Annotated in this window: 30 protein-coding genes; 26 read left to right on the plus strand and 4 right to left on the minus strand. The window is 52.6% G+C overall.

All coding sequences use genetic code 11. The annotated features are described in order from the left end of the window. Window positions 1–9: 9 nt before the first annotated feature. The 16 genes from NX722_RS07975 (at window position 10) to NX722_RS08050 (ending at window position 11,978) form a co-directional block, all read left to right on the plus strand. Window positions 10–732, plus strand: a complete 723-nt coding sequence (locus NX722_RS07975) for a hypothetical protein (RefSeq protein WP_262567539.1) — start codon at window positions 10–12, stop codon at window positions 730–732. A 148-nt stretch (window positions 733–880) separates the two neighbouring features. Beyond that, window positions 881–1,909: a phage protease gene (locus NX722_RS07980; RefSeq protein WP_262567540.1), complete on the plus strand. Its 1,029-nt coding sequence runs from the start codon at window positions 881–883 to the stop codon at window positions 1,907–1,909. 46 nt (window positions 1,910–1,955) lie between these two features. After that, window positions 1,956–2,858, plus strand: coding sequence for a Mu-like prophage major head subunit gpT family protein (locus NX722_RS07985; protein WP_262567541.1), 903 nt, complete (start codon window positions 1,956–1,958; stop codon window positions 2,856–2,858). Between the two features lie 83 nt (window positions 2,859–2,941). Beyond that, window positions 2,942–3,331 (plus strand): hypothetical protein, encoded by a 390-nt coding sequence (locus NX722_RS07990; RefSeq protein ID WP_262567542.1) that lies wholly within the window; start codon window positions 2,942–2,944, stop codon window positions 3,329–3,331. Between the two features lie 13 nt (window positions 3,332–3,344). Beyond that, a complete protein-coding gene (locus NX722_RS07995) occupies window positions 3,345–3,779 on the plus strand; it encodes a gp436 family protein (protein WP_262567543.1) in 435 nt (144 codons plus the stop codon). Beyond that, window positions 3,779–4,228, plus strand: coding sequence for a phage virion morphogenesis protein (locus NX722_RS08000; RefSeq protein WP_262567544.1), 450 nt, complete (start codon window positions 3,779–3,781; stop codon window positions 4,226–4,228). The genes NX722_RS07995 and NX722_RS08000 overlap by 1 nt, the downstream gene beginning before the upstream one ends. Continuing rightward, complete coding sequence (locus tag NX722_RS08005; RefSeq protein ID WP_262567545.1) at window positions 4,207–4,764, plus strand: hypothetical protein; 558 nt, start codon at window positions 4,207–4,209, stop codon at window positions 4,762–4,764. The genes NX722_RS08000 and NX722_RS08005 overlap by 22 nt, the downstream gene beginning before the upstream one ends. Next, window positions 4,742–5,341: a phage baseplate assembly protein V gene (locus NX722_RS08010; RefSeq protein ID WP_262567546.1), complete on the plus strand. Its 600-nt coding sequence runs from the start codon at window positions 4,742–4,744 to the stop codon at window positions 5,339–5,341. The genes NX722_RS08005 and NX722_RS08010 overlap by 23 nt, the downstream gene beginning before the upstream one ends. Then, window positions 5,338–5,673: a GPW/gp25 family protein gene (locus NX722_RS08015; protein ID WP_262567547.1), complete on the plus strand. Its 336-nt coding sequence runs from the start codon at window positions 5,338–5,340 to the stop codon at window positions 5,671–5,673. Before NX722_RS08010 ends, NX722_RS08015 begins: the two co-directional genes overlap by 4 nt. Then, window positions 5,673–6,575 (plus strand): baseplate assembly protein, encoded by a 903-nt coding sequence (locus NX722_RS08020; protein WP_262567548.1) that lies wholly within the window; start codon window positions 5,673–5,675, stop codon window positions 6,573–6,575. The genes NX722_RS08015 and NX722_RS08020 overlap by 1 nt, the downstream gene beginning before the upstream one ends. Next, window positions 6,568–7,626 (plus strand): phage tail protein I, encoded by a 1,059-nt coding sequence (locus NX722_RS08025; protein ID WP_262567549.1) that lies wholly within the window; start codon window positions 6,568–6,570, stop codon window positions 7,624–7,626. The genes NX722_RS08020 and NX722_RS08025 overlap by 8 nt, the downstream gene beginning before the upstream one ends. Next, window positions 7,623–9,203: a tail fiber protein gene (locus tag NX722_RS08030; protein WP_262567550.1), complete on the plus strand. Its 1,581-nt coding sequence runs from the start codon at window positions 7,623–7,625 to the stop codon at window positions 9,201–9,203. Before NX722_RS08025 ends, NX722_RS08030 begins: the two co-directional genes overlap by 4 nt. Before the next feature lie 2 nt (window positions 9,204–9,205). Further along, on the plus strand, window positions 9,206–9,778 hold the full coding sequence (locus tag NX722_RS08035) for a hypothetical protein (RefSeq protein ID WP_262567551.1): 573 nt from the start codon (window positions 9,206–9,208) through the stop codon (window positions 9,776–9,778). A gap of 239 nt (window positions 9,779–10,017) precedes the next feature. After that, window positions 10,018–11,187 carry a phage tail sheath C-terminal domain-containing protein gene (locus NX722_RS08040; RefSeq protein ID WP_262567552.1) on the plus strand — a complete coding sequence of 390 codons (1,170 nt, stop codon included), beginning with the start codon at window positions 10,018–10,020 and terminating at the stop codon, window positions 11,185–11,187. Further along, window positions 11,187–11,693, plus strand: coding sequence for a phage major tail tube protein (locus NX722_RS08045; protein ID WP_262567553.1), 507 nt, complete (start codon window positions 11,187–11,189; stop codon window positions 11,691–11,693). Before NX722_RS08040 ends, NX722_RS08045 begins: the two co-directional genes overlap by 1 nt. A 15-nt stretch (window positions 11,694–11,708) precedes the next feature. Further along, window positions 11,709–11,978, plus strand: coding sequence for a phage tail assembly protein (locus NX722_RS08050; RefSeq protein WP_262567554.1), 270 nt, complete (start codon window positions 11,709–11,711; stop codon window positions 11,976–11,978). A gap of 95 nt (window positions 11,979–12,073) precedes the next feature. Here the strand turns inward: NX722_RS08050 and NX722_RS08055 are convergent, their stop codons facing one another. After that, a complete protein-coding gene (locus tag NX722_RS08055) occupies window positions 12,074–12,331 on the minus strand; it encodes a hypothetical protein (RefSeq protein WP_262567555.1) in 258 nt (85 codons plus the stop codon). 47 nt (window positions 12,332–12,378) lie between these two features. Here NX722_RS08055 and NX722_RS08060 point away from each other — a divergent pair, with 47 nt between their 5' ends. The 5 genes from NX722_RS08060 to NX722_RS08080 all read left to right on the plus strand — a co-directional run bounded on the left by NX722_RS08060 (window position 12,379) and on the right by NX722_RS08080 (window position 17,609). Continuing rightward, window positions 12,379–14,811 (plus strand): phage tail tape measure protein, encoded by a 2,433-nt coding sequence (locus NX722_RS08060; RefSeq protein ID WP_262567556.1) that lies wholly within the window; start codon window positions 12,379–12,381, stop codon window positions 14,809–14,811. After that, entirely contained in the window at window positions 14,804–15,217 is a 414-nt protein-coding gene (locus tag NX722_RS08065; RefSeq protein WP_262567557.1) for a phage tail protein, read from the plus strand. The genes NX722_RS08060 and NX722_RS08065 overlap by 8 nt, the downstream gene beginning before the upstream one ends. After that, the gene (locus NX722_RS08070; protein ID WP_262567558.1) at window positions 15,214–15,417 is read left to right on the plus strand and encodes a tail protein X; all 204 of its coding nucleotides are present in this window, start codon (window positions 15,214–15,216) and stop codon (window positions 15,415–15,417) included. The genes NX722_RS08065 and NX722_RS08070 overlap by 4 nt, the downstream gene beginning before the upstream one ends. Continuing rightward, the gene (locus tag NX722_RS08075) at window positions 15,417–16,394 is read left to right on the plus strand and encodes a contractile injection system protein, VgrG/Pvc8 family (RefSeq protein ID WP_262567559.1); all 978 of its coding nucleotides are present in this window, start codon (window positions 15,417–15,419) and stop codon (window positions 16,392–16,394) included. The genes NX722_RS08070 and NX722_RS08075 overlap by 1 nt, the downstream gene beginning before the upstream one ends. 885 nt (window positions 16,395–17,279) lie before the next feature. Beyond that, complete coding sequence (locus NX722_RS08080; RefSeq protein ID WP_262567560.1) at window positions 17,280–17,609, plus strand: MarR family winged helix-turn-helix transcriptional regulator; 330 nt, start codon at window positions 17,280–17,282, stop codon at window positions 17,607–17,609. A 182-nt stretch (window positions 17,610–17,791) separates the two neighbouring features. On the opposite strand, the gene NX722_RS08085 is transcribed toward NX722_RS08080, so the two are convergent. Then, window positions 17,792–18,154, minus strand: a complete 363-nt coding sequence (locus NX722_RS08085) for a high-potential iron-sulfur protein (protein WP_262567561.1) — start codon at window positions 18,152–18,154, stop codon at window positions 17,792–17,794. A 138-nt stretch (window positions 18,155–18,292) separates the two neighbouring features. On the opposite strand from NX722_RS08085, the gene NX722_RS08090 reads away from it, so the two are divergent. From NX722_RS08090 to NX722_RS08110, 5 genes are all read left to right on the plus strand, one after another. After that, window positions 18,293–19,372 (plus strand): DNA-binding protein, encoded by a 1,080-nt coding sequence (locus NX722_RS08090; protein WP_262567562.1) that lies wholly within the window; start codon window positions 18,293–18,295, stop codon window positions 19,370–19,372. Between the two features lie 34 nt (window positions 19,373–19,406). After that, entirely contained in the window at window positions 19,407–20,519 is a 1,113-nt protein-coding gene (locus NX722_RS08095) for a tyrosine-type recombinase/integrase (protein WP_262567563.1), read from the plus strand. Between the two features lie 18 nt (window positions 20,520–20,537). Continuing rightward, window positions 20,538–21,206 (plus strand): class I SAM-dependent methyltransferase, encoded by a 669-nt coding sequence (locus NX722_RS08100; protein ID WP_262567564.1) that lies wholly within the window; start codon window positions 20,538–20,540, stop codon window positions 21,204–21,206. A gap of 18 nt (window positions 21,207–21,224) precedes the next feature. Then, complete coding sequence (locus NX722_RS08105) at window positions 21,225–22,247, plus strand: protein DA1 (RefSeq protein WP_407648063.1); 1,023 nt, start codon at window positions 21,225–21,227, stop codon at window positions 22,245–22,247. Window positions 22,248–22,370: 123 nt separating this feature from the next. Then, entirely contained in the window at window positions 22,371–22,691 is a 321-nt protein-coding gene (locus NX722_RS08110) for a hypothetical protein (RefSeq protein WP_262567566.1), read from the plus strand. Window positions 22,692–22,803: 112 nt separating this feature from the next. On the opposite strand, the gene NX722_RS08115 is transcribed toward NX722_RS08110, so the two are convergent. Next, window positions 22,804–24,105 (minus strand): HlyD family type I secretion periplasmic adaptor subunit, encoded by a 1,302-nt coding sequence (locus NX722_RS08115; RefSeq protein WP_262567567.1) that lies wholly within the window; start codon window positions 24,103–24,105, stop codon window positions 22,804–22,806. After that, window positions 24,102–24,707, minus strand: coding sequence for a hypothetical protein (locus NX722_RS08120; RefSeq protein WP_262567568.1), 606 nt, complete (start codon window positions 24,705–24,707; stop codon window positions 24,102–24,104). Before NX722_RS08120 ends, NX722_RS08115 begins: the two co-directional genes overlap by 4 nt. Window positions 24,708–24,745: the final 38 nt, after the last annotated feature.

Here is a 24,745-nt window from a genome sequence, read left to right on the forward strand (position 1 = left end):
ATTAGGAAAATGTCATGCTGGGTGGTGAATGTCGGTTATATAACGAAGATAGAAAATAACTGCATTCTCGCCGAGCTTGGCAGTGCCACCGATATACTCGGAGCTTTATTTCCAGCCCTCGATTCTATCAACATATTTATGGAGTTTATGAATAATATTGTTGATCGAATTAAGTACTTTAGAGGGGTAGGAAAAGAAGGGGGCGTAGAAGCATCAGAAGTTCCTTATACCAAAACAGAATGTGACCGGGCTGCGGATATCCTCAAAGCTGTAGCAGATAACAAAGACGGCCAGTTAGGCTTTTCGGTCATTGAGTATGAGGAAGAAAGGGCTGACGCAAAGGTAAAGTTCAATATTAAATTTACCAGTGATGAGGCGTTACAGGCTCGAAGGGGAGCCCTGCTTTCGAAACAGGCTTTGGAGCAAACCAGTGATGCTGACCATAAAAATGTACTGATGTACTTTCATCAGACGAACATTGACGACCCAAAGGCTGATGGGCGCACAGGGGACAAGGCAGTTGTTAAATCTCTTTCCATTGACCCTTTATCTGTTTTCTTTCTTTCAGAAATGGATCGGGAAAAAATCCGATACCTCATCCACGACAAAAACCAAAACCCTCTAAAAGTGTCGTTCAATGTGGATGTGAATGTCGAGACGGACAAGAATGACAAGCCAAGGTTTTACCGGGTTTCGAGAGTGCATGAGATTTACTTCGATGATGAGGATTAAGCTTTACCCGGATTTTTTGTTTCAATAGACTGCTAATGAGTCCGCCAAAACTCTTACCTTGAGCAAAGTTCCCCGGTAGCCCGCCGGAGAAAATCCCCTAAAACCCTTTAGAACCGATTCCCCGCCATAGCCTTTAACCTCAAAGGCTATGAACGCATTCTATCTCGCACTTAACTCCGAACAGGAACAAGACCATGTAGCCGTGGATCTTGCGCTGAACTTCCAGCTGACTGAATCAGGCCAGGCTCCCGAGTGGCTGCCGCTGATACCAGCCGGTCAGTTCTCCGGCCAGGACGGGCGCACCTGGCATAACTCCAACCCTGAAGCCGTTCTGGCAAGAACCCGCAATGTCGGTCGTGATGTTCCCTGGGACATCGAGCACGCCACTGAACTGAAAGGCCCAAAAGGCGAAGCAGCACCGGCTCAAGCCTGGATCAAACTCAGTGACCTTGAAGTTCGTGACGGTGCTATCTGGGGTCGTGTCGAGTGGAACGACAGTGGTCGTCAGCTGGTAGAGGGCAAGTCCTACAAGTATTACAGCCCGGCCTTCTACTGGAACGACCAGGGAGAAGTCGTCCGCATCAAAAGTGTCGGCCTGACCAACTCTCAAAATCTGCCGCAGCTTCCTGCGCTTAACCACGAAAAAAACAACCCCCAAAAAGGAGAAGCAGACATGCCATTGTCTGAAGCTATGCGCTCTGCCCTGAGCCTGAAGGAAGACGCCACCGAGGCGGAAGCTGTCCAGGCAATCGGCAAGCTGAAGAGTGACCATCAACTGGCACTGAACCGTGCTGAAACCCCGGACGCTGACAAGTTCGTGCCCAAGGCCGACTACGAACTGGCGCTGAACCGGGCCACTACTGCCGAAACCTCCCTGAAGTCTTTCCAGGACAAAGAAGTTGAAGCCGAAGTAGACGCAGCTATTAAAGCGGGCAAGGTGGCACCGGCCAGTAAAGACTATCACCTGGCCACCTGTCGGCAGGAAGGCGGACTGGAACGCTTCAAGTCCTTTGTTGAGTCTGCGCCGCAGATTGTCAGCACCGAAGCGGGCAAGGGCGGCAAGAAGCCGGAAGGCACCAGACACAGCAAGCTGACTGACGAGCAGCTGGCACTGTGTCGTCAGTCCGGTGTGTCAGAAGAAGAGTTCCTGAGCAGTCTGGACGACTGTCAGGCGTAACCTTGGGAATAAACCATCCACTCACCGTTTTTAGGGAAAAACAACAATGGCCATTATTACCGGGTCGCTGCTGACAAACCTTTTTGTCACCTTCAATGCAGCGTTTAAAAAGGGCTTTGGCAATGCCAAACCGATGTGGGACAAGATCGCCATGCGCGTGGCATCAGGCTCCCGATCCAATACCTACGGCTGGCTGGGTAACTGGCCCGGCTTCCGGGAGTGGGTGGGTGATCGTGTGGTCAAGGATATGAAGACCCACGAATATTCAATCACCAACAAGCACTGGGAAAGCACGGTCAGTGTCAACCGTGATGACATCAAGGATGACGAGATTGGTGTTTACAGCCCGATGTTTGAAGAGATGGGGCGAGCGTCCAACGTTTTTCCGGATGAACTGATTTTCAACCTTCTGGCTGGCGGCTTCAGTACCCTGTGCTACGACGGTCAGAACTTCTTCGACACCGATCACCCGGTGTATCCGGAAGTGGACGGCACCGGTACAGCTGTGACCGTCAGCAACACGCAGGCGGGTACAGAGCCAGCCTGGTACTTGCTGGACACCAGTCGTTCACTCAAGCCGCTGATCTTCCAGGAACGCGAAAAGCCGGTCTTCACCCGTCGTGACAAGGATACAGACGAGCCCAGCTTTACCCGGAATATGGCCGAGTATGGCGTGGACTGCCGCTCAAACGTCGGCTTTGGCCTCTGGCAGCTGGCCTTTGGTTCCAAGGCTGCCCTGACCGCCGCTAACTTCAACGCCGCCTACGCCAGTATGCAGAGCGTGAAAGCGGACGGTGGTCGTCCAATGGGCGTGAACCCGACCGTGCTGGTCGTGCCTCCCTCCCTGCGTGACAAGGCGTTCGAGATCGTCAAGGCAGAGCGTAACGCAGCCGGTGCCACCAACATCAACCGCAATGCTGTGGAAGTGCTGGTCACGCCGTACCTCTAACAGAAGCCTTTGCTGTGCCTGACCAGGTTGCCCCCCCATAGCAGCCTGGTCAATGAACCCCCCCCATCACAGAGACCAGAACCATGAGCACAGAAAAAGAACTCAAGGCCCTGAGAAAAGGCGAATTGCAAACCATGCTGAAAGGGCTGTCTGAGCAACTGGGCGAAGAGTTTCCAACCAGCGGCACCAATAACGAACTGATTGAACGTATTCTCAATACCCAGGACATGTTGGCACTGGACGAGGATGAGCAGGAAGAAACCGAAACTCTGACCGATTCCCGGGGCGAACAATCAACGGAATCCGAACCTGAAGCAACCTCTGACACTTACCACATCCGGGCGAAGTCAAAAACCGGCTTCTACCGCTGCGGCAAGTTCTGGCCCCACGAAGGCAGAACGATCAAGGCTGAAATGCTAAGCGATGACCAGATTAGCCAGCTTAAGGCTGAAACAAATCTCATTATTGAATAGGCAGTGAGCGACTATGGCAGCCTACATCACCCAGCAGGACCTGATCGAGCGCATCGGCAAAGACGAGCTGATTATCCTGTCAGACCGGGAAGGCACTGGCGAGATCAATACTGCCGTGGTGGACCGGGCCATTGCCGACGCCACGGACGAGATCAACATGCACCTGTCCAGCCGTTACCTGATGCCGTTGCCAAAAGTGCCGGAAACCATTAAACGACTGGCGGTCAGCCTGACCGTGTACTGGCTCAGCGAGACCGAGGTTACTATGTCCGACCTGGTGAAAGGGCGCTACCAGAATGCGGTTAAAACCCTTAAGGCGCTGGCTGACGGTTCCATGCGTCTTGGCTTGCCCGAAGCCAGTACGCCTGGTGAGAACACTGCGGGCGATGTGCAGCTGGTCAGTGGTAAACGGCTCCATACCCGCAAGACCCTGGGCGGCCTCCTGTAATGGCGGGCGTTACCCTTACCCAGGACACCAAAGGGTTGGAGGTGCTGGCCGAACGCCTGAACCAGCTGGCCTCAGCCGATTATGACGACCTGCTGGAGCAGATCGGCGGCACGGTGGAAAGCCAGACCCGGCGGCGTCTGTCCGAAGAGAAGGAAGCGCCGGACGGCTCTCCCTGGGAGCCGTTGAGCGATGACTGGGCAGCCCGCAAGTCAGGTCGTTCCTCCGGCGGCATGCTGGAGTATCAGGGGCATCTGCTGGACTCCATCGCTTACCAGGTGAATGGCGATGAGGTGCAGATCGGCACCGGGCTGATTTATGGCGCAATCCACCAGTTAGGCGGGGAGCCTGTCGGCAAGCCGATCCCTGCACGGCCTTATCTGGGTCTGTCGTCTGATAATGAAAACGAACTGAACGAGGTCATCGAGGCATGGCTGAACCAGCTCCTGTAACCCTGCTGAGCTTTTTAGAGGCGGTTATCGCGGGTGTTAAAAAGCGTTTACCCGCCCTTAAAGCCTGCGACCTGCACGGTGGCCGCTTTGACGCTTCGGAGCTGAAACGGCTGGGCAAAACAGCACCCGCTATCTACCTGGCGGCACTGGCTGTACCGGGTAACACGGCACTGGGCGACGGTCGGCGTCATGTGGAACTGCAACTGACGGCGTTTGTGGTGGCGAAGGATCTACCCGGATTACCCAGAGACCGGGCAGTGTTGAACCTGGTGGAAAGTCTAATGCTGCTGATTCCTGACAACCTGTGGGGCTTGCAGGGGCAGTGCAGCATTCCCCAACGGCTCGACGCCCGCAACCTCTACAGCGGCACGCTGGACAGTACCCGCACAGCGCTCTGGGGTGTCAGCTGGCGGCAGGTGGTTAACCTGGGTGACAGCATCTGGAATGAATCCGGGGTATTGCCCAAAGAGGTTTATGTGGGCATTGAGCCTGACACCGGAACCGGTAACGAGCATGAATATGAACGAGTCGTTTGAGTTGGTGGAGCTGGCCCGCAAGCTGGCTAACCTGGTTCGCCCTGGCCGGGTGCAGGCGGTGCGTTACGATCCGCCAGCGGTACGGGTGGAAATTGGCGACCTGGTTACGGCCTGGTTACCGCCACTGGTGGCCAGGGCAGGCAATAACCGCAGCTGGGATATGCCGGAAGTGGGCGAGCAGGTGGTGGTATTAAGCCCGTCCGGCAACTTTGCCCAGGGCTGGGTGCTGCCTGCCGGGTATACGGCCAGCAACCCGGCACCGTCCGTTGACCCGGATAAAAAAATCTACACCTTTCCTGATGGTGCCTGGCTGGAGTATGACCGCAAACGGCATCACCTCAAGGCGGTACTGCCAGATGGCGCTACCACAGAATTAAAAAGCACCGGTGGCATTGAGTTCACCGGCGACCTGAGGGTCAACGGCAATATCACCGCTACTCAGAACATTACCGCCACCGGCGACATCACCGACCAGACCCGGTCCATGCAGGCCGACCGGGCAATTTACAACAGCCATAAGCATTCCGGTGTCGCTTCTGGCCCGTCCACTACACAAACCACGGGGCAGCAACAATGAACGGCATTGATGCCCATACCGGGAAAATATTGTCAGGGCAGGCGCACCTGCGGCAGAGCATTGCGGACATTCTGCGCACACCCTTAGGCACCCGGCTGATGCGCCGTGACTACGGCTCAAGGCTGTTTGACCTGATTGACGCGCCGGTGAACAGCGTCTGGAAAAGTGAGTGTTACGCCGCCGTGGCAGAAGCCCTTGACCGTTGGGAGCCACGGCTGAAGCTGGACAAGGTGCAGGTGGTCAGTGTCAGCAGTGGACAGGTGACACTGGATCTGGAAGGCGAATATTTACCTGATGGTAAACCCGTCACTCTGGAAGGATTGATTATCTAATGGCTTTTACCGTTATCGACCTGTCACAGCTCCCGCCACCCAAGGTGGTTGAGGCGCTGGACTATGAGCAAACCCTCAGTGAGATTCTGGCCGAGCTGCAACAGCGTTACCCGGACTTTTCCGCACCACTGGAAAGCGACCCCGCTTATAAAATCTTTGAGGTCTGCGCCTACCGGGAAATGCTGCTACGGGCAAAGATCAACGACGAAGCCCAGGCGGTGATGCTGCCTTACGCCACCGATTCCGATTTGGATAACCTTGGCGCACTGTGGAACGTTAAACGACTGGTGATTGATGCCGGTGATCCTGACGCCATTCCTCCCCGTGAAAAAGTCATGGAAAAAGATGACCCCTACCGTTACCGAATCCAGCTCTCTATGGAAGGGCAGACCAACGCCGGAACCGAAGGGGCTTATATCTTCCAGAGTCTCAGCGCATCCGGTCAGGTGAAAGACGCCAAGCCCAAGCGGCAAAACGACGCGGACATTATCAACACCATCCTGTCTCATGAAGGGGATGGCACACCATCGGCTGACCTGCTGAAAACCGTCACGGATCATCTGATGCAGAAACACGTCCGGCAGTTGACCGACGACCTGACAGTACAGGGTGCCACCATCACCACCTACCGGGTTAAAGCTGACCTCTACACACAGGGTGGTTTGGGTGTTGAACAGGTAATGAACGCCGCCCGTGATGCGGTTCAACAGTTTGTTGAGTCACGACATAAACTCGGGGCTATTGTGCCGGTGTCGGGTATTTACGGGGCGCTGCAACAGGCGGGTGTCAGTCGTGTTGTGCTGCATGAGCCAGCGGCAGACATTACCCCCACGGATGTACAGGCGGCTTACTGTTCAGCTATTGAACTGACTCAGAAGCAGGAGGTGCTGAACAGTGTCTGACTTGCTTCCACCTTCAGCGACTAAACAGGAACGGGCATTAGCCAGCCTCAGCGAACGCATCGAGCAGTTGCCGGTGATCTATCGCAAACTCTGGAACCCAGACCTGTGTCCCGTTGAGTTCCTGCCCTATCTTGCCTGGGCGTTCAGTCTCGACGACTGGAACGACAACTGGCCGGAACATATCAAACGCCAGTCTTTAAAAGATGCCCTCTACCAGCACCGTATTAAAGGCAGTTTACAGGCGGTTGAAAACGCCATTGCCCGGTTCGGCACCACGGCGAATATTACCGAGTGGTGGCAGCAGTCGCCCAAGGGATTGCCGCACACATTCAGCGTGGATATTTCAGCGCAGGATAACGAACGGCAGTTGCCGGTGTTGGAGATTGGGACGGGGGATGATGTCTGGTTGTTTTGCGGTCAGGCGATTCCGGTACAGACCAGTCGTGTGTACAGGGTGCGGTTCAAGGTCAGGCAAACCGTTAACAGTGCCGGAAAAAGCTATGTTTATGCAGGTGTAGCCACGCTGGATAAAGACTTTAACGCCTTGGCCGGTAACCCCGGCGCCCATCGCTACTGCTGTGTAGATGGTCGTTCCATCACCACCGCCGATGGCTGGCAGATATTTGAGGGTGAAATTACCGGAGAAGGTAACGGCAGTCATAACCTGTTCCGTCACGGTACTGCCTACATTCGCCCGATGTTTATTGTTAATTACAACGGTGGAACCGGCACCGCCCAGGTCGCTGAACTGGAATGCTGGGACCTGTTTGAAAACAGACAACTGGTACCTAACCCCCGCTTTGAAAACGGCAAGCAGGGTTGGTCAACACGCTCCGCAGGCAAGACCGTCCCCGACAACGCCCCCGGCACTATCCAGGCCGCCGCCTTCCGCCCCGACGCTGACCTTCAGGACGACATCATCAACGCAATCAAACAGGCCAAGCCGTTACGCAGCGATTTTAATTTCAACGTGGGAACGGTTCACGCCGCACCGCTGGAGCTTAGTGCCCACGTTCATCAGGTCGTATTATCCAGGGAGACATGGGAATGAGTCTGACCATTCACCAGAGCGGCATCGATGCCGCCATTAACGCACAGGCCAGAGGCTTTGCCGGTGTCACGCTGAACCGTGTGGATTTGTACAACGGCAGCAGCAAAATAAAGCCGCTGACGCTGAAAGGGGTGCAGGTCATTGAGCCGTCCCGCATTTACGTGGTAGCGCAGGACAGTACCACCGACGTGTATGACGTGACCAAGATGCAGTTTTACACCGATGGCGGCGTACTGTTCGCCACGGCACAAAACGACGACGGTTCAATCATCCAGAGCAAGGCGGCTAACGCTACGCTGTTGCTGGCGCACCAGTTAAACCTCAGCGCCAACCCCGGCACGGTTGCCCCGTCTGGTGATGTGTCGATCTATGCGCCCCAGGCTACGGAGTCGCTGTTAGGGACGGCGGAGATTGCCACCCAGTCGGAAACCAATGACGGCACGGACGACCGCCGGATGGTAACGCCTAAAAAGCTCCGAGCATGGTGGGATACTGTGCGCTCCTGGGGAAATATTACCGGCAAGCCCTCAACATTTCCTCCCGCTACCCATAACCACGATAGCCGCTATTACACCGAGGCGGAAATGAACACCAAGCTGGCAGCTAAGCTGTCCCGGTCGGGTGGAACGTTGACAGGCAACGGTCAGATTACTTGGGGGGCAGGCAGTGAGGTAGGATATATCAGACAGCGGGGAAAGGGAGAGCTTCAGATTGGCTCGGACGATCTAATTGAGTTTATGGAAACCGACGATAATGAAGTTGCCGTGTCGATTTCCTGTAACCGAAAGAAATTGACCGTCTATGGCAAGGCGTATGTTGATAGCAACCAGCAAGTTTTCGCCGACAACTACCACCCTTACGCCGACAAACTGACAACAGCCCGAACCATCAGCCTGTCAGGCGATGCCACAGGCTCAGTCAGCTTTGACGGCTCAGCCAACAAAACACTCTCTGTCACCGTCAAAGACGACAGTCACAACCACACCATCGCCAACGTGGACGGCCTTCAGACAGCCTTGGACGCAGGCACCCGCCAGGCCACCGAAAACCAGCGGGGGCAGGCTGAGATTGCTACGCAGGCGAAAACGGATGCCGGTACAGATGACAGAGGGATAGTGACGCCGAAGACGTTGAAAAGTCGGTTAGCGTCCTGGGCTGCGGGGTTGTTTAAGTCTGCGGCTTATAAGGATGCGGGGCAGGCTGACGGGCAGGTGGCGTTGATTGGTGATCCGGCAACGAATGGGAATACGGCGGTGATTGTTTCATCGGGCAGTAATGCCAACGGTCATTACCGCGTCTATTCAGACGGTTTTACTGTACAAGAGGGCCAGGCATCAGCTGGTTCCAATGGAGTCGCTACTATAACGCTGCCCATTGAGATGAATAATAAACCTCGTTATGCCAGTGCTATCGTAAATGAATTTGCTATCCCATCTTCTGGTCAGCGCGACGCTCTGTCTAAAACGTACGCAGCTTACATTGTACCTAACTCCACCGGTTCCAGTGTGCAGTTTTTGTTTTTGCGAGCGGGTCAGCCTTTAACTGCATCATTTACATGGAAGGTGACAGGGTATTGATTATGAAATATTACAATCCAGCAACCCAAACAGAAGCTATTCCGGGTATACACGACGTAACCAGCGCAACCAAAAAAACAGACATGCCAGCAGAGGCTCAGGAGTGGTTCACCCGCCCAGCCCGTGACGGCTATGAGTGGAAATGCCTAAACGGTAAGTGGCCGGAAGAGGTTCCAATAGAACCAGCCCCAGCCGCCACCCGCCGCCAGTCAGCCTGCGCCGCCATCGACCACGCTGCCGGAAATGCCCGCAGCCACTTTGCCACCAGTTCGGCGTTCATTGAATCCGAATACCAGCGTGCCTACGACACCGCAGTGGCATGGATCAATTCCGGCTACCAGGGCGACGCCCCCAAGCCCGTCAAGAGCGACGCAGAAGCCTACGGAAGAAACGAGCAGGAAGCCGCCCAATACATCAAGGCGACAGGGGACTACTGGTTCGCGGCGCTGGACGACATCCGTGACATTCGCCTGAAAGGCAAGCAGGCGGTGAAAGCCTCGCCAGACGACGCCGACTTTATGGCCATTGCCCAGCCGTTTATTGATCGGCTGGAAGCACTTCAGCCGCACCAGTAATTGCTCCTGCATTACTGGCACTTCTGCCATCCATGGCAGTCGAAAGGGTGAATGCACTCTTTACCTGTAAACCGTCATTTCATACACTCATAAAACCTTTCTGATCCCTGCCGCCCGGCAGGGGTGCCGATCACGCTTCCGGCGCTCTCATGCCCTAAAACCCTTTAGAACCAGACTTCTTTCTTTGTTGGCACACTGAGATTCACCAAAGAGTTTCAGAACCAACCCAAGGAGAGATTATGGCCACGGACTTCCTTCATGGTCCCGAGGTGATCGAGATTGATTCCGGTCCGAGGCCGATACAGGTCGTTCGGTCTTCCGTGATCGGTCTGATCGGCACCGCCCCGGACGCCGACGCTAACCAGTTCCCCTACGATACTCCCGTCCTGATTGCCGGTAGCCGCAAGCAAGCCGCCGGTCTGGATACCAAAGGCAGCGGCGAAGGTACTCTGCCTGCTGCCATCGACGGCATCTTTGACCAGGTGGGTGCTGTGGTCATAGTAGTGCGGGTTCCGAAAGGTGCGGATGACGCAGCAACCCGGTCCAAAGTGATTGGCGGCACCACGGCGCAGGGTGAGAACACCGGTCTGAAGGTGTTTCTGGAAGCGCAGTCTGAGCTGGGTTTTACCCCTCGCCTGCTGTGCGCGCCGGGCTTCAGCCATGAAAAGGCAGTAGCGGTTGAGATGGAAGTGGTGGCCAACCGGCTGCGCGGCACCGCCATCATCGACGGCCCCAATAGCACCGACCAGGCGGCCATTGATTTTGTCAGTAATGTATCGACCCGCTGTTACCTGGTCGATCCCTGGGTACGGGTGTTTAATACCAAATCGTCCACCGAGGTGGTCGAGGCGGCTTCTGCCCGTGTGGCTGGGCTGATTGCCCGCACGGACAACGAGTTGGGCTTCTGGCATTCACCCTCTAACAAACAGATGTTCGGCATTCTGGGGGCAGCCCGACCTGTTGACTTCGTGCTGGGTGACAAGAACTGCCGCGCCAACCTGCTTAATGAAAAGCATGTTGCATCTATCATCCGGCAGGATGGCTTCCGGCTCTGGGGTAACCGCAACTGCAATACGTCTGATACCAAGTGGATGTACCTGAGCGTGCGACGCACAGCAGATATTATCAACGACTCCATTTTGCAGGCGCATATGTGGGCGACAGATCGTAACATCACCACCACGTATCTCGACGATGTGACCGAGGGGGTGAATGCCTTCCTCAGGTCCCTGCAAGCGCAGGGCGCCATTCTGGGCGGTAAGTGCTGGGCTGACCCGGACCTGAACAGCCCGGCAAATATCCAGCTGGGGCAAGGCTGGTTTAACTTTGACTTCACACCACCATTCCCGGCAGAGCACGTGATCTTCCGCTCGCACCTGGTGAATGACTACCTGGAGGAGCTGGTCTGATGATTAAGGACATCCTGACCGGCCTCAACGCTTATGTTGATGGTCGGGGCTATATGGGGCGGGTGGCTGAGCTGGTGCTGCCCAAGCTGACCCCGAAAATGCGGGAATACTCCGCCGGTGGGCTGGGGGCAACCATCGATATTCCCACCGGCGAGATTGAGAAGCTGGAAAGTGAAATCTCCCTGACCGGAGTGGACCCGGATGTGATCGGGCTGTTCGGTGTCACCATGGGTAACAATAAGTCGTTGATATTCCGTGGCAATACCCAGTCTGAGGATGGCAGCAAGGGGGAGGTCAAGGTTTACCAGCGCGGCATGATCAAGGAGCTGGACTGGGGCAGCTGGAAGCCCGGCGAGGCCAGCAACCTGAAGCTGGGCATGACCTTGCAGTATTACCGTTATGAGTACAATGGCCGGGTATTGATCGAAGCCGATCCGATGAACTACAAGCTGATTGTCAATGGTAAGGATCAGCTGGCCGAGATGCGCCAGGCGCTGGGCATTTAGGGAAAAGGCATATAAATGAAGAAAGAAGAAACCTTTAAGTTAGCACACCCCATCGAAGTCGATGGGGTTATGACCGACACCCTGAAGCTGCGCCGCCCCAAAGTGCGGGATATCAAGATGATGGATCAGTATCCGGGGGACGTTGAGAAGTCTATCTATCTCCTGTCCGCCCTGTGCGAGATCCCGCCAGACGCAGTGGAAGAGATGGATGCGGATGACTTCGGGAGGATCAGCGAAAAGGTGTCGGGGTTTATGCCATCCGCTGGCAGGATGTCCGGTTTCTGATGTGCCGCGTGGCGGCGATTCTGCACCAGCGGCTGGAGGATCTGGAAGAACGGGATCTGGAGGAGTTGCTGGAATTGCACAGCGACTCAAAGAAGTTAGCCGGGGAGCTTGCGGCGTTGAGACTGGTCTGAACGCTGCGGCTCATGAGAAAGTGGTTGCTGGAAGGCGTTCAGCTCAGGATCGACGGGTTCGGAAGTGTTAAGCCAGCTATCTACTGAACGCCCCAGCAGCTTATAAAGCAGTATAAAAGGCAGCGCCACCGCCAGAGCCATCCAGAACCCGTCCAGATACCAGACCAGCCCGATAACCCCCCAGAACCCGGTTAACATAAACAGTGCAGCGAATCCGAACATGACAGCTCCCTTATCTTCTTCCTTCTTTATTATAGAGAGTACATAACATGAGTGATCTGAAACTCTCTGTCATTATCAGCGCAGTAGACCGGCTGACGCAACCGGTGCGCAAGGTGGTGCAGACCACTGAGCAGCTGACCAGGAGCGTGAAGGAACAGCGTAACGAGCTGGGCAGACTGGGACGCAGTAACGACGACATTAACCATTTCCGGCAGCTGCGCCAGTCCACCACCGCATCGGGCAAGGCACTGGAAGCCGCCCGGCAGAAAGCCTCACAGTTAGGCAAGACCCTCAGCCAGACCACTAAACCCACCAAGACTATGCAGCGGGAGTTTGACCAGGCTCGCAAGAGTGTCAGGCAGTTGCAGACCCAGCACCAGTCCCAGCAGGTGCAGCTGCAACAGTTGCGCAGCCGGATGGGGCAGGCGGGTATCTCAACCCGGCGCATGAGCGAAGCCCAGCGGCGACTCAGGCAGGAAACGGAGCAGGCCAGTCGGGCACTCCGTCAGCAGACCCAACGGCTGGAAAATATGAAAACCGCCAGGGCAAACATCAGCAAAGGCATGGCAACGGGTGCCAATATGATGTTTGTGGGTCATGCTGCTGGGCAGGTGGGAAGGGCGGCAGCGGGGCTGTTAACATCCCCGATTCAGACTGCGGTGGGTTTTGAGGAAGCCATGAGCGGTGTTGGAGCCGTGGCCCGCTCTACTTCGGAAGAGATGGCAGCCCTGACCAGCAAGGCTAAGGAGCTGGGAGCCACCACCCGTTACTCTGCCGTTGAGTCGGCCCAGGGCATGAAGTACCTGGCCATGGCCGGTTTTTCCACCGAACAGATTATGTCCAGCCTGCCGGGTGTGATGAATATGGCCACGGCTGGAGCCACTGACCTTGGGCGGGCGTCGGATATTTCCTCGGATATTCTCAGTGCCTTCGGGCTGCAAGCCACTGACATGGGCAGGGTAGCTGATACTCTGACGGCAACGTTTACCCGCTCCAATACCACCCTGGAGATGCTGGGCGAGACCATGAAGTATGTGGGCCCTGTCGCCCGTGCTGCTGGTATGGGGCTGGAAGAAACATCGGCCATGGCGGGTTTGCTGGGTAACGTGGGCATAAAAGCCAGCCAGGCCGGTACAACTTTAAGGTCTATGCTGCAACGACTGGCAGCCCCTACCGGCGCGGCAGCTACCACCCTGCGCAGCCTTGGGGTTGAGGTTCAGGACTTGGACGGCAATGTCCGGGCAGTGCCGGATATTCTCGGTGAGCTGGCAGCGGCTACCGCAGAGATGGGCGGCGGTGAACGTCTGGCGGTGCTTAAGACACTGTTTGACGCTGAAGCGGCGGCAGGTGTTTCAGAACTGATTGCACAACAGGGTGCACAGGGTATCACCAAGTTCACTGACATTCTAAAAGGGGCCAAAGGGGAGGCAGGCCGGGTTGCGGGGCAGATGGGTGACAATGCCGCCGGTGGCTTCAAGGCTATGAACTCAGCGATAGAGGGGCTGAAAATCAGTTTCGGCGATCTGCTCATGCCTGCGGTTCGTTCTATTACGACCCTGATCACCGGTCTAACCCGCCGTCTGAACAGTTTTGTGGAAACCTGGCCGAACCTGTCCCGCTGGATCGGCTACGGCATCGCCGCCATTGCCGGTCTGGCGTTTGCCTTTTCCGGGTTAATGACGGTGCTGGCCGGTGCTATTGGTGCGATGGTCGTCACCCGTTACGGGTTGCAGGCTATGGGGTTAAGTGGGCTGTTCTCTTCAGTCTCTATCAAAACGTTGGGTGCCTCTTTGCTGACCTTTGCCAAGCGGGCGGTAGTGATGGCACTGGGTGGTATAAAGAAGCTAACGCTGTCGTTCATAGCCATGGCCGTTAAAGCGGTGCCTATGGTGGTAGCCGGGTTAAAGACGATGACCGTCGCCCTGATGACCAACCCAATAGGGTTAATTGTGGGTGGCATAGCCCTGGCGGCAGGTTTGATTGTTGCCAACTGGGGCAAGATCGGCCCCTGGTTCAGTGGGTTGTGGGAAGGCATTAAAACCACCTTTAGCGGTGGTTGGGAGTTGATTAAAAAGCTGTTTAGCTTCTCCCCGATGGGACTGGTGATGAAAGCATGGCAACCGATGCTGAACTGGGTCAGTGAAAAGATGGGCTGGATCAGTGACCTGGCCGGAGGCATTAAAAGCTTTTTCTCTGATGAACCGGAGACAAAGCAGCCCCAACCCAACAGTACGACCGGGCAGCAACTCGCTAAACAGGCCAGCATGGCGGCAGCTGTCAGCGCGGCGGTGGCCGTAACACCGGTTAGCGCAGTACCTGCACCAGCCGCACAGAACCAGACGACCGTTACCAACCAGTACACGTTGCAAATTACCCAGCAACCGGGGGAGTCCGGGGAAGATCTGGCCAGAAGGGTGATGGAAGAGATAAAGGCAACACAGGCCATGAACCAGCAGGGAGCCCAGTACGACCATGAGTAATATTATGCTGGCTTTAGGTGGCTACCGGTTCGGCATTAACACCGCTGCCCATAAGACACTTCAGCGTTCCAGTCGTTACCGCTGGCAGAGCCAGGCACGAACCGGGCGCAAACCGGCTTTTCAATATCTGGGGCCGGACAGTGACAGCATCACCCTGGATGGTGAGATTCTACCGCACTTCAAAGGCGGGTTAGGGCAGGTCAACCGAATGCGTGAACAGGCAGGTAAAGGCGAACCGTTAATACTGACTGACAGTGATGGTAACGTCTGGGGCAAGTGGTGCATTGCCAGTATTGAAGAGACCTGGTCTGACCTGATGGCGGATGGTAAGCCAAGGCGTATCAGCTTCCGGCTGACCTTGCAGGAATATGGTGATGATGATCAGACGACAGGGGGCGCATTATGAAGTACCGCACAAAAGAGGGCGATATGCTCGACCAGATCTGTCTTGCCTACTATGGGCGTGCCGACCTCTTTATAAAGGTGCTGGCGGCCAATCCCGGACTACCGGCGACAGGTGCCGTACTGCCTGCCGGGCTGGTCATTACCCTGCCTGACATTGAACAGCCTAAAGAGCAAGAGCAGACCGTGAGGCTATGGGACTGATGACACCGGACTTTCAGATTCTGGCCGACCGGCAGGATGTCACCCAGGCGATCCGCACCCGTTTTATTTCCCTCACTATCACTGATGAGGCAGGCTGGCAGTCAGACAACCTTGAAATAAAGATTGACGACCGTGGTTCAGCGGTTGAAATGCCCAGGCATGGGACGCAGCTTGACGTTAGGCTGGGCTATAAAGAGAGTGGACTGGTCAGGATGGGTATCTATACCGTGGACGAGGTCAGTCTGGAGGGGTCGCCGGATACCATGATCATCAGAGCCAGAGCTGCCAACTTCCGCAAAAGCTTCAAAGAGCAGAAAACCCGAGCCTGGGAGAACATCAGCCTTGATGCCCTGGTAAAAACCATTGCCAAAGAGCATGAGCTGGAGCCCGTCGTCAGTGAGACTCTGGCCGCTAAAGTCATTAACCATATCGACCAGACCGACGAATCAGACCTGCACTTCCTGACCCGGATCGCCAAAGAGCATGGAGCCATCAGTAAGCCAGTGGATAACCGCCTGATCTTCGTTCCCAGAGGCGAGGCTCGCACTGCAACCAGCAAACCCATGCCCGTCTTTACCCTCAGTAAGCCAGACCTGTCCCGCTACAGTTTCAGCTTTGCTGACCGTGGCAAGTACGAAGCTGTCATAGCCCACTGGCACAACAGCAATACCGGCCAGCAGGTTCCCGTCAAAGTCGGCAACCAGGACGCCAGACCCATCTTCACCCTTAAAGGCTTACACCCCGATGCGAATGCGGCAGAAGCCGCTGCCCGTGCTAAACTACAGGCGCTACAAAGAGGGCAGGCAACCGGCAACCTGACCTTACCGGGAAGAACAGGCATCACGGCCGAAGCCAAAGTAAAACTAAAAGGTATTAAGGATAAGGTAAACGGTGGCTGGGTTGTCACACGAGCAGAACACAGTTTATCGTCTTCAGGTCTGACCACTCGTTTAAATATCGAAACACCGAACCTTTAAACGGTCTTTAAAACTTTTTTAAAGAAACTTGAATCAGCAATCAGGCAACACGGTTTGAGATATAACAAGAAATCAGGCAACACGGTTTGAGACTAAATAAAAAGCTGCTAAGGTTACACGGCAGTAAACAAAAGCCATCTCAAAACCTGTGACAAAAAATCTCAAACCGTCCGGCTCGCTACACGATTTACTAAAGACTGTGGAACTCAACCATTAGCTCAGTTATATAATTTAACATAATATATATTATGCGAAATAATGAATAACAGGTCTCTAGCTCAATTGCCTGCTGTCTGTGAGTGGAAAAAGATCAGAATCGTCCGTGCTTATGGCTTGCCACATCTGCACTTCTGTTGTCGTTTGTGTAACAGCCTTATTGTTCTGCAAAAACTTTGATGTACGACAGTACAACAAAAAATCGGCAGCATTTCTTCAGCCTGAGAATCTTCAGATAGAGCTAATGTTGTAAGCTTAATAAGCGACCATGGTTGCCCCGGGCTTTGCATTTGACCTGAGAGGCGGGTTTTGATGATTTGATTATGAAAGACTGTCCTAAAGCCTTTCAATTTATTACATAAACCCTGTCTTCCTTTTTTCATTGCCTGTCGTCCTCTCTCTGGTTATTTAGTAATAACGTCTCAGTAATTTTTGAGCAAAGCCCACCTTACAGGTGTTCCGAAATGTAACAGCTGGAGCTTTCAAGGTATTAAAATGCGATAATCTTTTATTAAATTTGCCTAAACAGGCTAAAAGTGTCTAATATTTGTTCTTGTGGGTTGTTGTTGAAACATTAAGTTTTGCTGAATCATTTTTTGTTAATTCAGTGGCTAGACGACGGCTCCATTACAGTAAGCCCCCTTCAATTAACGACAAGAGAACTGAAAGATGACAATAAAAGGGTTAATCAAACTCACTCAGCTTCTTCAGGAATATCCTCTGACCATCATCCAGTGGCAGATCCTTTTGGTTGTCGCTGAAAATCCCGGAGAAACCATTACCGATCTGGTGAATGAAGAAAAACTGACCTGCGGGACTCCAAGCGATATTGCGGTAAGCGTCAAGCGTCTGGGAGAAGGTCGACATGACCGGCCGGGTCTTGGGCTGATCAAGAAAAGCCAGCATGAGGCAGATGGTCGTTATTTCAAGCTGGCTTTGACCGCTAAAGGTAAAAAACTGGTTGAGAAGATTAAAAACAAGTCCCGTACCATGAAGTAATACTTTGAGGCATGGGCTCAGTTATGCTGAGCGCTGGTTATTGGGTGAGTCCAGATCCCCAGCTTGAGCCCCTATCGCCTAATAACGTTTTACTCCACCTGCCCTCCTACTGTCTTAAGCTGCCAGACCAGGGATAAGCCTTTTGCAGGTTTGCCAGCTCCGTCGTTTACAGCCACAAGCTTTTACTGCATTGCAACCCAGCTCATGCACCAACCTTCTTTTTCTACCCTGCGGTTACTGAACAAAGCACATCCGTTGTTCTGGTCAGGTCTGAAAAACATACAGTTACCGCAAATCTGCCCTTCTGCATATTTAGCATGCCCTTTGGCTTTCTTGGCATCCTTCACGTAATTGAGCGATTTTGCCAGTGGTTCATCTTCTGACACGTCCGTCTGCTGTGCTGAAGCTGGTAATAATGGGATCAAACTGACAGCTGCGGCTGCCCTCAAAAATTGTCTGCGTTTCATCCACTTTCGCCTTTCGCTGTTAGAAAAGATGTGTCTTTTTTTTTTGCCTATTACACAGCAAAAACCTGTTTCGATCAATATTAACTAAATACTGACAATTACTACCGGTAAGTTCAGTTACCGGTAGTAATAAATAATTCTTGATACTATTAATACCAGTATTATAATACTGGTATTAATAGTTGGTTTTATTGAATTTACGGTGGAAATATCGCCATGTCAGAGACAAATAAGGATTTACAGCGTCGTGAACTGGTTTTCCGGGTACTGGATGATCTGAAGCAAAGTGGTGAGCGCATTAATGCCGATAAAGTAGCCAGACTTGCGCAGATGGGTAAACAGACTGTGTTGCCCTATTACAACGAGTGGCGCTTTCTGGATGATTCAGAAAAAGAGGTTGATACAGATCTGCCTGCCGATCTGGTAAGAGTCTTGAAGAGAGGGCTGGTTCAGTGGAAGCATGAGGCGACTGAAGAACAGAGAAGCCTTCAGGAAGAAGCCAATCAGGAAATCGACAATCTGCAGGAGATGAACCGACAGCTCTCGGAAGAGCGACTCACCTTCAAAGAGCGAAATGAGCATCTGACCGATGAAAACAAGAAACTGCAGGAAAGAATTACAGAGCTTCAGACAGCAAACACATCTTTAGAAAAGCAACAGATCGCACTGACAGAAAAGCTCAACAACGAGGCTCACAAGTCTGAAGCCCTGACAGAACAGATCGAACAGGCAAAGAAAGATCATGCTGATGCTCTGAAGGCACAGGAACGCCAGCTGGACAACAAGCACGATGCCCAGATGAACCACTGGATGAAAGTGGTTGATGATGAACGACGCTTGCGTGCTGATATTGAACTGCAACTGAAGCAGGAAAAAGAAAATCAGTACAAGCTGGAAAAGGAGCGCAATGAAATCCAGTATCGACTGGAGTCAAAGTCCCGGGCTCATTTAGAAGCCTGTGAAGAGCGTAACCATCTCAGGCAGCAGAACAATCAGCTTGCAGCCTCTCGACACCTGCTGGAAAGCGTTCAACAGTTAATTAACAGCAATGAAGGAGAGGTTCTATCCGACATCACCCGGTTAAAAGAGATCAGTGTCAACTCTGAACGGCAGGAATCAGAATTAAGTAGTGCCAACCTTCAGATACAGCAGTTGCAGGAAAAACTCGAACAGTCTGAACAGATCGCAATCCAGCTTCATCAGCTGGAGAAAGAGCTGGAGAAAGAGCGGGGGTTTTCTGAAGCTCTTAAACTGAGTCTCAGTCAGCAAGCCTCCCAGGATAGTAAAAATAAATAGCTCATTAAGCCCGATAAAAGTGTGACTGTTAATAATGACAGAGTTAATTAATCCGGAACACCTGCCACTGATGCGCTCAATACGCAGTGATGTGGCTGGTGCTGATAACCTGATGGGGGCCAGCAATGACAGCGAGGCCCTGACCCTGTTCCTGAATAAGTCCGGTTCCCGTTCGCAGGAAACCCGCAGGCGTTACGAACGGGAGATCATTCGATTTACTGCTTATATCTATCAGGAACTGGCAATAGACTACGCAGCGGTTCGTCTGAAGCATTTGCAAACCTATCTGCATTTTATTCAAAACTTGCCACCACACTGGTTGGCTCCCGGCGTTTTACCCGGAAAACCTGACAAGATACTCTTCAGGTCATCCATCAACCCGGGGAAAAGCACAGACCAGGTGATTGATGTGCTGTCCACATTCTTTGGTTTTCTTGAACGCAATCGCTACACCATGGGTAACCCGGCAGCTTCACTGGTTCGGTCAGGAGAAAAAACAGCCCGTGGCAGCAAGGTCATTCGCTATTTTCACGAGCCTGAATGGCAGCATGTGCGACAGTGTCTGGCATCTATGCCCTGCTCTACCCGTAAAGAGGTCATGGAATCAGTTCGCACCAATTTCATGATCAGGGTGACCTATGCATTAGCCCTGCGGGAGTCGGAGTTGACGGGACAGACCTGTAATGATATTCACCCGGATAATGAGGGAGGCTATTACCTCAGCGTACTGGGCAAAGGCAGAAAACGACGCAACCTGCCCATTAATCCGCAACTGCATGAAACCATCAAAGACTATCGCAGCTTTTATGGTTATACCGGCATTACAGGAAACGCCCTGCCCCTGGCTCCAAGGCGCCGAAAAAGCGCAGGTGTTGTTTCAGGGCTGACATCAAGAGGGCTGCGTTTCTGGTGGCAGGGTTTTATGCAGTTTTGTGCCGGAAGAACCGATGATATCAATCTACAGTACCGGCTTCAGGAAATGCCTTTTCATGCCCTGCGGCATACGGCATTAACGCACCTGGCTCAAAAAATGGATATTGAAGATCTGGCTATTTTCGCTGGTCACGATAGCATTAATACAACCAGTCAGTACTATCATGTTGAAGCACGCCGTCTGAAAACGCTGACTATGGATCATCAATTGTAGTACTACACAGGTAACACAATGTCCTCTACAACACTGACAATGACTGATTCACTTCGCCACTACGTTTATTCAACAGGATTGCGGGAACATCCTGTTCTGGAAGAACTGCGAGAAGTCACCCGTCAACACCCATACGGCGGTATGCAGATTTCCCCTGAACAGGGGCAGCTAATGGCTTTGCTGGCAAAACTGATGGCGGCAAATAAAACGATAGAGGTGGGTGTTTTTACAGGTTACAGTGCGCTGGCTGTCGCCCTGGCATTACCTGATGATGGCAACGTTATTGCCTGTGATATTAGTGAAGAATACACCCGGACTGCCAGAACATTCTGGGCCAAAGCCGGAGTTGAAGACAAAATAGACTTACGCCTTGCGCCAGCCACCGAAACGCTCAGGCACCTGCTTAACCAGCAGCAGGCAAACACCTTTGATATGGCATTTATTGATGCCGATAAAACCGGTTACGATGACTACTATGAACTGTGCCTGCAACTACTACGACCCGGAGGCCTGATTCTTATTGATAACACCTTATGGAATGGCAGCGTGGCCGATAAAGCAATTGATGATGACGATACAGTCGCTATCCGGGCCCTGAACAGAAAAGTTCACCAGGATGACCGGGTAGATATGGTGATGCTGCCTGTTTCAGACGGACTGACCATCGCTATCAAACGGACACTTTAAAGCACAGGGGCTCTTGCTCTGGCTACCGAATGCAAAAGTTGTCACAAAGCCATTCACGGCAATGCACTGAAAGCACTGGGGGCAGACTGGCACCCTCACTGCTTTACCTGCCGTACCTGTAAGCGGCCATTAATCAATGAAACATTTGTTGCTTTTAATGGTCGCCCCTTTCACCCTCGCTGTCTGCGTTGCCCGGGTTGCCGTAAAACGATCAAAAAACGGTACATTGAGCATGACGGTATGCCCTGGCATCTCGATTGTCACCGAAAACTGCACCGCCCATTATGCTCAGTCTGTCGCAAGCCTCTGACCCGTAACTACCTGGTTGACTTCTGGGGTAACGCTTTCTGCAACACCCACACAAATTATTCCAACTGTTCCAGTTGCGGCCGGATTGTCTGCAAACACCTGACGGATGGCGGCATGCTGCATCCCGATGGTTTGCTGATCTGCAATCTGTGTACGCTCAGGGCAGTCGATACACAGGAACGTGCCGAAAGTCTTTTAAACGAAATGCGTCTTGCACTGGCTTCTGTCGGGTTAAAACTGAACCAGACTCAAACCCCTGTTATATTGTGCGATAGAGACGAACTGAGAAAGGCGAGTCGTCACAACTTTCATAATGAACGACCGATTCTGGGATTGGCACAATGGACGACAACATTTTCTGGCGGGCGAATTATTGGCAGGCAGTTTGATCGCATTCTCATTCAAAGCAAATTACCTGAAGAACACTTTCGCACCATCGCCATACACGAGCTGACCCACGCCTGGCTTTTTTATAATCAATATCATGACTTACCTTTGCAGGTGGAAGAAGGTATGTGTGTATTGATGGAATATATCTGGCTGAAAAATCAGGATACGAAAGATGCGTCATATCGACGCACTCTCATAGAGCAAAGCCGCGATCCGATTTATGGCGAAGGATTTCAAAAGGCCAGGGCTGCACTGAAACTGATGCCGTTGCGGGTACTTCTGAGATATTTGCAAGAGAAGAACAGCTTTCCCAGTCGTTTCAGTGCTTTTTTTTATCACTGACAGATATTTGTCGGATAAGCCAGGAAGATTGGGGTGAGCTATGTTGTTCAGCATAGGTGTTAGGTGTCTCTGTGCCATTCTCTGCTATATTCATATCCCAACCAATAAAAACAGGCAGTAATTATGGGTTTAGAAGCGAGAGTTGACCGGCTTGAATCACACTTCGATGCACTGGATGGCTCAGTACGTAGCCTCATCAGCATCACTGGTGATACACACCAGGAGATACTTGCCACAAGGCAGGAAATGCGAGAATACCAACGAGAAAACCGCATCAGGTTTGACCAGCAGGAGCGTCGCATGGATAAGTTAGAATCCTCTATTAATGCTTTGACAGACGCTACGCTTGCGGGCTTTAAGCGTAGTGATGAACAACATGAAGAAACCCGTGAACGCTTTGACCAGCTTGAACTTCTCATCCGTCAATCCTTTCCAAAAAACTAACACGCCACCTGCCAACTTGTTCTGCCCGACTGCCTTCGGCAGCGGGTAAACTCCGGGATATGTGCTCTTTTTGTCATGGGCGGTGCAAAGCAGCCACTTCTATCAGCCTGATCTACTCCCCTGCCCCCTCACTCCGGGACGACTGGAAAGACGTCATGGACAGGGCATCCGGTAACAGGTAGGAAAGGACAGACTGCCGGCCGGCAACAATATTAACGTCCACGGTCATGCCTTGTATTAGAGGGTGTTCCTCGCTCTTGCCGGATGAATCAGTGGTTATAATAACCTGATAGTAAGGTTGTCCGGTGAGTTCATCGACAAAGGTATCGGCACTGATTTCCTTTATCGTTCCAGACAGGCTTCCGTACTCACTGTAATCGTAAGCAGTGACCCGGAGGTTGGCGTCCTCCCCCTGCCATACCCTGGCTCTGTCATAAGGGTCGATTCGGGCTTCAATCAGCAGAGGTTCATTTTCAGGAACGATCTCGGCAATAACTGTGCCGGGGGTGACCACTTCGCCTTCTGTGGAGGTGTAAAGACGATACACTGTTCCGTTGACCGGAGAACGGATTTCAGTACGCACCTGCCTTTGTTTGGATATCTGCCACTGTTCTTCAAGCAGCGCAATTTCAGCACTCTCCTGGTTGTACTCATCCTGCGCTGCTTCACGGAACTTCAGACGTAATTGCTGTTTCTGCAGTTCAAGCTCTTTCAGGCTGGCGGTAATGACCGGCAGTTTTGCCCGGGACTGGTTCATGCGGGTCTGGGTGCGTACCACTTCCATACGCTTTTCCAATAGAACAACTCTGGAGCCTGCCCGGTTCTTCATGCTTTCTTCAAGTATTTGCAGCTGTTCAGTGGCAACAGTCAGTTCAATGTCCAGATCTTTAATAGTTTGAGTGGTTTCCTCGAATCTCGCCTGCTCTTTTGCACGCTTTTGTTCGAGAATGCGTTCATCTTCAAGCAGATTATTTTTCCTTAACAGAAAAAGATGGCGTTCATTTTTGAGATAGGTTTCTGCCTGACGCTGCCAGAGTTGGGAACGGTCTGTCGATACGATAAAAGGTTTCTGCTGGTATTCTGCCTGCAACCGGGATGTTTTAGCTTTCTTTGCCAGCATCTGTTCATGGATGCGGCTGGCATTTTCCCGGACACCCGGGTTTTCAACGCTGAATAAAAGTGTACCTGCCTGTACCGCCTGCCCCTCGGCTATGTGTATGCCAGACAGAATCCCCCCTTCGAAATGCTCAATGACTTTATGGTCGCTAAAGGTTGTCACCTTGCCCTGACCATACACAAAGCGATCAATGGGCGTATGCCAGGACCAGATTAGCAGTAATGTGAGAGTCAGCAGGCACATGGCGGTGATACTGTGCCTGGTAAACAGCAGACGCAAAGAACGGGGTATTCTCATGGAGTGGATTCCAGAACCCACAGTTCAACTTTATTATGGTTTTCCTGGTCTGAATTATGAATCCTGACCTTTATGTTGTCACCGGGTACACCCAGTAACACCAGGCGTTTCCTGATATCCATCATGCGATTATACGACACGTAATAAGACGTACTGGTTGAAAGGGTCGGGCTGCCCAGATAGGCATTCAGCAGAATCTCGCTGGTGCGGAGAAGATCAACTCTGTCGTTAATCCACAGGTCTACCTGCTCGCTGTCTTCATTTTCGAGCAGTGTATGGAGCCCCTTGTAAACAATAGCGAGCTTGTCTTTAGTCGTCACCAGAGACGTGGGATTTTCTTTCTCTTTTACGACGCTTTGTTCAACGTTAGTGGATTTTTCCTTTATTTTAGCGATTTCAGTCTCAGTAATGGTCAGCGCTTTTGTTTCAGCTTCCTTAAGTAACTCCTCCATCATTTTTTCCGCCACTGTCTGGCTGATTTTCATACTGACGCCTGCAATAACCAGCAACTGTATGACCACCAGAAACACAAAAACCAGAAGTGTTGATGAAAGCACATCAACAAATCCGGGCCATGGGTTTTCCTGAGTATCTTTAGACATAGGAGCGCTGAAGCCTGTTATCGTCTTGTTCTTTCTAT

This window comes from Endozoicomonas gorgoniicola, from assembly GCF_025562715.2.
GTDB classification, from domain to species: domain Bacteria; phylum Pseudomonadota; class Gammaproteobacteria; order Pseudomonadales; family Endozoicomonadaceae; genus Endozoicomonas_A; species Endozoicomonas_A gorgoniicola.

Coding starts and splice junctions, on each gene's coding strand:
- NX722_RS07975 (WP_262567539.1), top strand. CDS start 10: ATGTCATGCTGGGTGGTGAATGTCGGTTATATAACGAAGATAGAAAAT.
- NX722_RS07980 (WP_262567540.1), top strand. CDS start 881: ATGAACGCATTCTATCTCGCACTTAACTCCGAACAGGAACAAGACCAT.
- NX722_RS07985 (WP_262567541.1), top strand. CDS start 1,956: ATGGCCATTATTACCGGGTCGCTGCTGACAAACCTTTTTGTCACCTTC.
- NX722_RS07990 (WP_262567542.1), top strand. CDS start 2,942: ATGAGCACAGAAAAAGAACTCAAGGCCCTGAGAAAAGGCGAATTGCAA.
- NX722_RS07995 (WP_262567543.1), top strand. CDS start 3,345: ATGGCAGCCTACATCACCCAGCAGGACCTGATCGAGCGCATCGGCAAA.
- NX722_RS08000 (WP_262567544.1), top strand. CDS start 3,779: ATGGCGGGCGTTACCCTTACCCAGGACACCAAAGGGTTGGAGGTGCTG.
- NX722_RS08005 (WP_262567545.1), top strand. CDS start 4,207: ATGGCTGAACCAGCTCCTGTAACCCTGCTGAGCTTTTTAGAGGCGGTT.
- NX722_RS08010 (WP_262567546.1), top strand. CDS start 4,742: ATGAATATGAACGAGTCGTTTGAGTTGGTGGAGCTGGCCCGCAAGCTG.
- NX722_RS08015 (WP_262567547.1), top strand. CDS start 5,338: ATGAACGGCATTGATGCCCATACCGGGAAAATATTGTCAGGGCAGGCG.
- NX722_RS08020 (WP_262567548.1), top strand. CDS start 5,673: ATGGCTTTTACCGTTATCGACCTGTCACAGCTCCCGCCACCCAAGGTG.
- NX722_RS08030 (WP_262567550.1), top strand. CDS start 7,623: ATGAGTCTGACCATTCACCAGAGCGGCATCGATGCCGCCATTAACGCA.
- NX722_RS08035 (WP_262567551.1), top strand. CDS start 9,206: ATGAAATATTACAATCCAGCAACCCAAACAGAAGCTATTCCGGGTATA.
- NX722_RS08040 (WP_262567552.1), top strand. CDS start 10,018: ATGGCCACGGACTTCCTTCATGGTCCCGAGGTGATCGAGATTGATTCC.
- NX722_RS08045 (WP_262567553.1), top strand. CDS start 11,187: ATGATTAAGGACATCCTGACCGGCCTCAACGCTTATGTTGATGGTCGG.
- NX722_RS08050 (WP_262567554.1), top strand. CDS start 11,709: ATGAAGAAAGAAGAAACCTTTAAGTTAGCACACCCCATCGAAGTCGAT.
- NX722_RS08055 (WP_262567555.1), bottom strand. CDS start 12,331: ATGTTCGGATTCGCTGCACTGTTTATGTTAACCGGGTTCTGGGGGGTT.
- NX722_RS08060 (WP_262567556.1), top strand. CDS start 12,379: ATGAGTGATCTGAAACTCTCTGTCATTATCAGCGCAGTAGACCGGCTG.
- NX722_RS08065 (WP_262567557.1), top strand. CDS start 14,804: ATGAGTAATATTATGCTGGCTTTAGGTGGCTACCGGTTCGGCATTAAC.
- NX722_RS08070 (WP_262567558.1), top strand. CDS start 15,214: ATGAAGTACCGCACAAAAGAGGGCGATATGCTCGACCAGATCTGTCTT.
- NX722_RS08075 (WP_262567559.1), top strand. CDS start 15,417: ATGACACCGGACTTTCAGATTCTGGCCGACCGGCAGGATGTCACCCAG.
- NX722_RS08080 (WP_262567560.1), top strand. CDS start 17,280: ATGACAATAAAAGGGTTAATCAAACTCACTCAGCTTCTTCAGGAATAT.
- NX722_RS08090 (WP_262567562.1), top strand. CDS start 18,293: ATGTCAGAGACAAATAAGGATTTACAGCGTCGTGAACTGGTTTTCCGG.
- NX722_RS08095 (WP_262567563.1), top strand. CDS start 19,407: ATGACAGAGTTAATTAATCCGGAACACCTGCCACTGATGCGCTCAATA.
- NX722_RS08100 (WP_262567564.1), top strand. CDS start 20,538: ATGTCCTCTACAACACTGACAATGACTGATTCACTTCGCCACTACGTT.
- NX722_RS08110 (WP_262567566.1), top strand. CDS start 22,371: ATGGGTTTAGAAGCGAGAGTTGACCGGCTTGAATCACACTTCGATGCA.
- NX722_RS08115 (WP_262567567.1), bottom strand. CDS start 24,105: ATGAGAATACCCCGTTCTTTGCGTCTGCTGTTTACCAGGCACAGTATC.
- NX722_RS08120 (WP_262567568.1), bottom strand. CDS start 24,707: ATGTCTAAAGATACTCAGGAAAACCCATGGCCCGGATTTGTTGATGTG.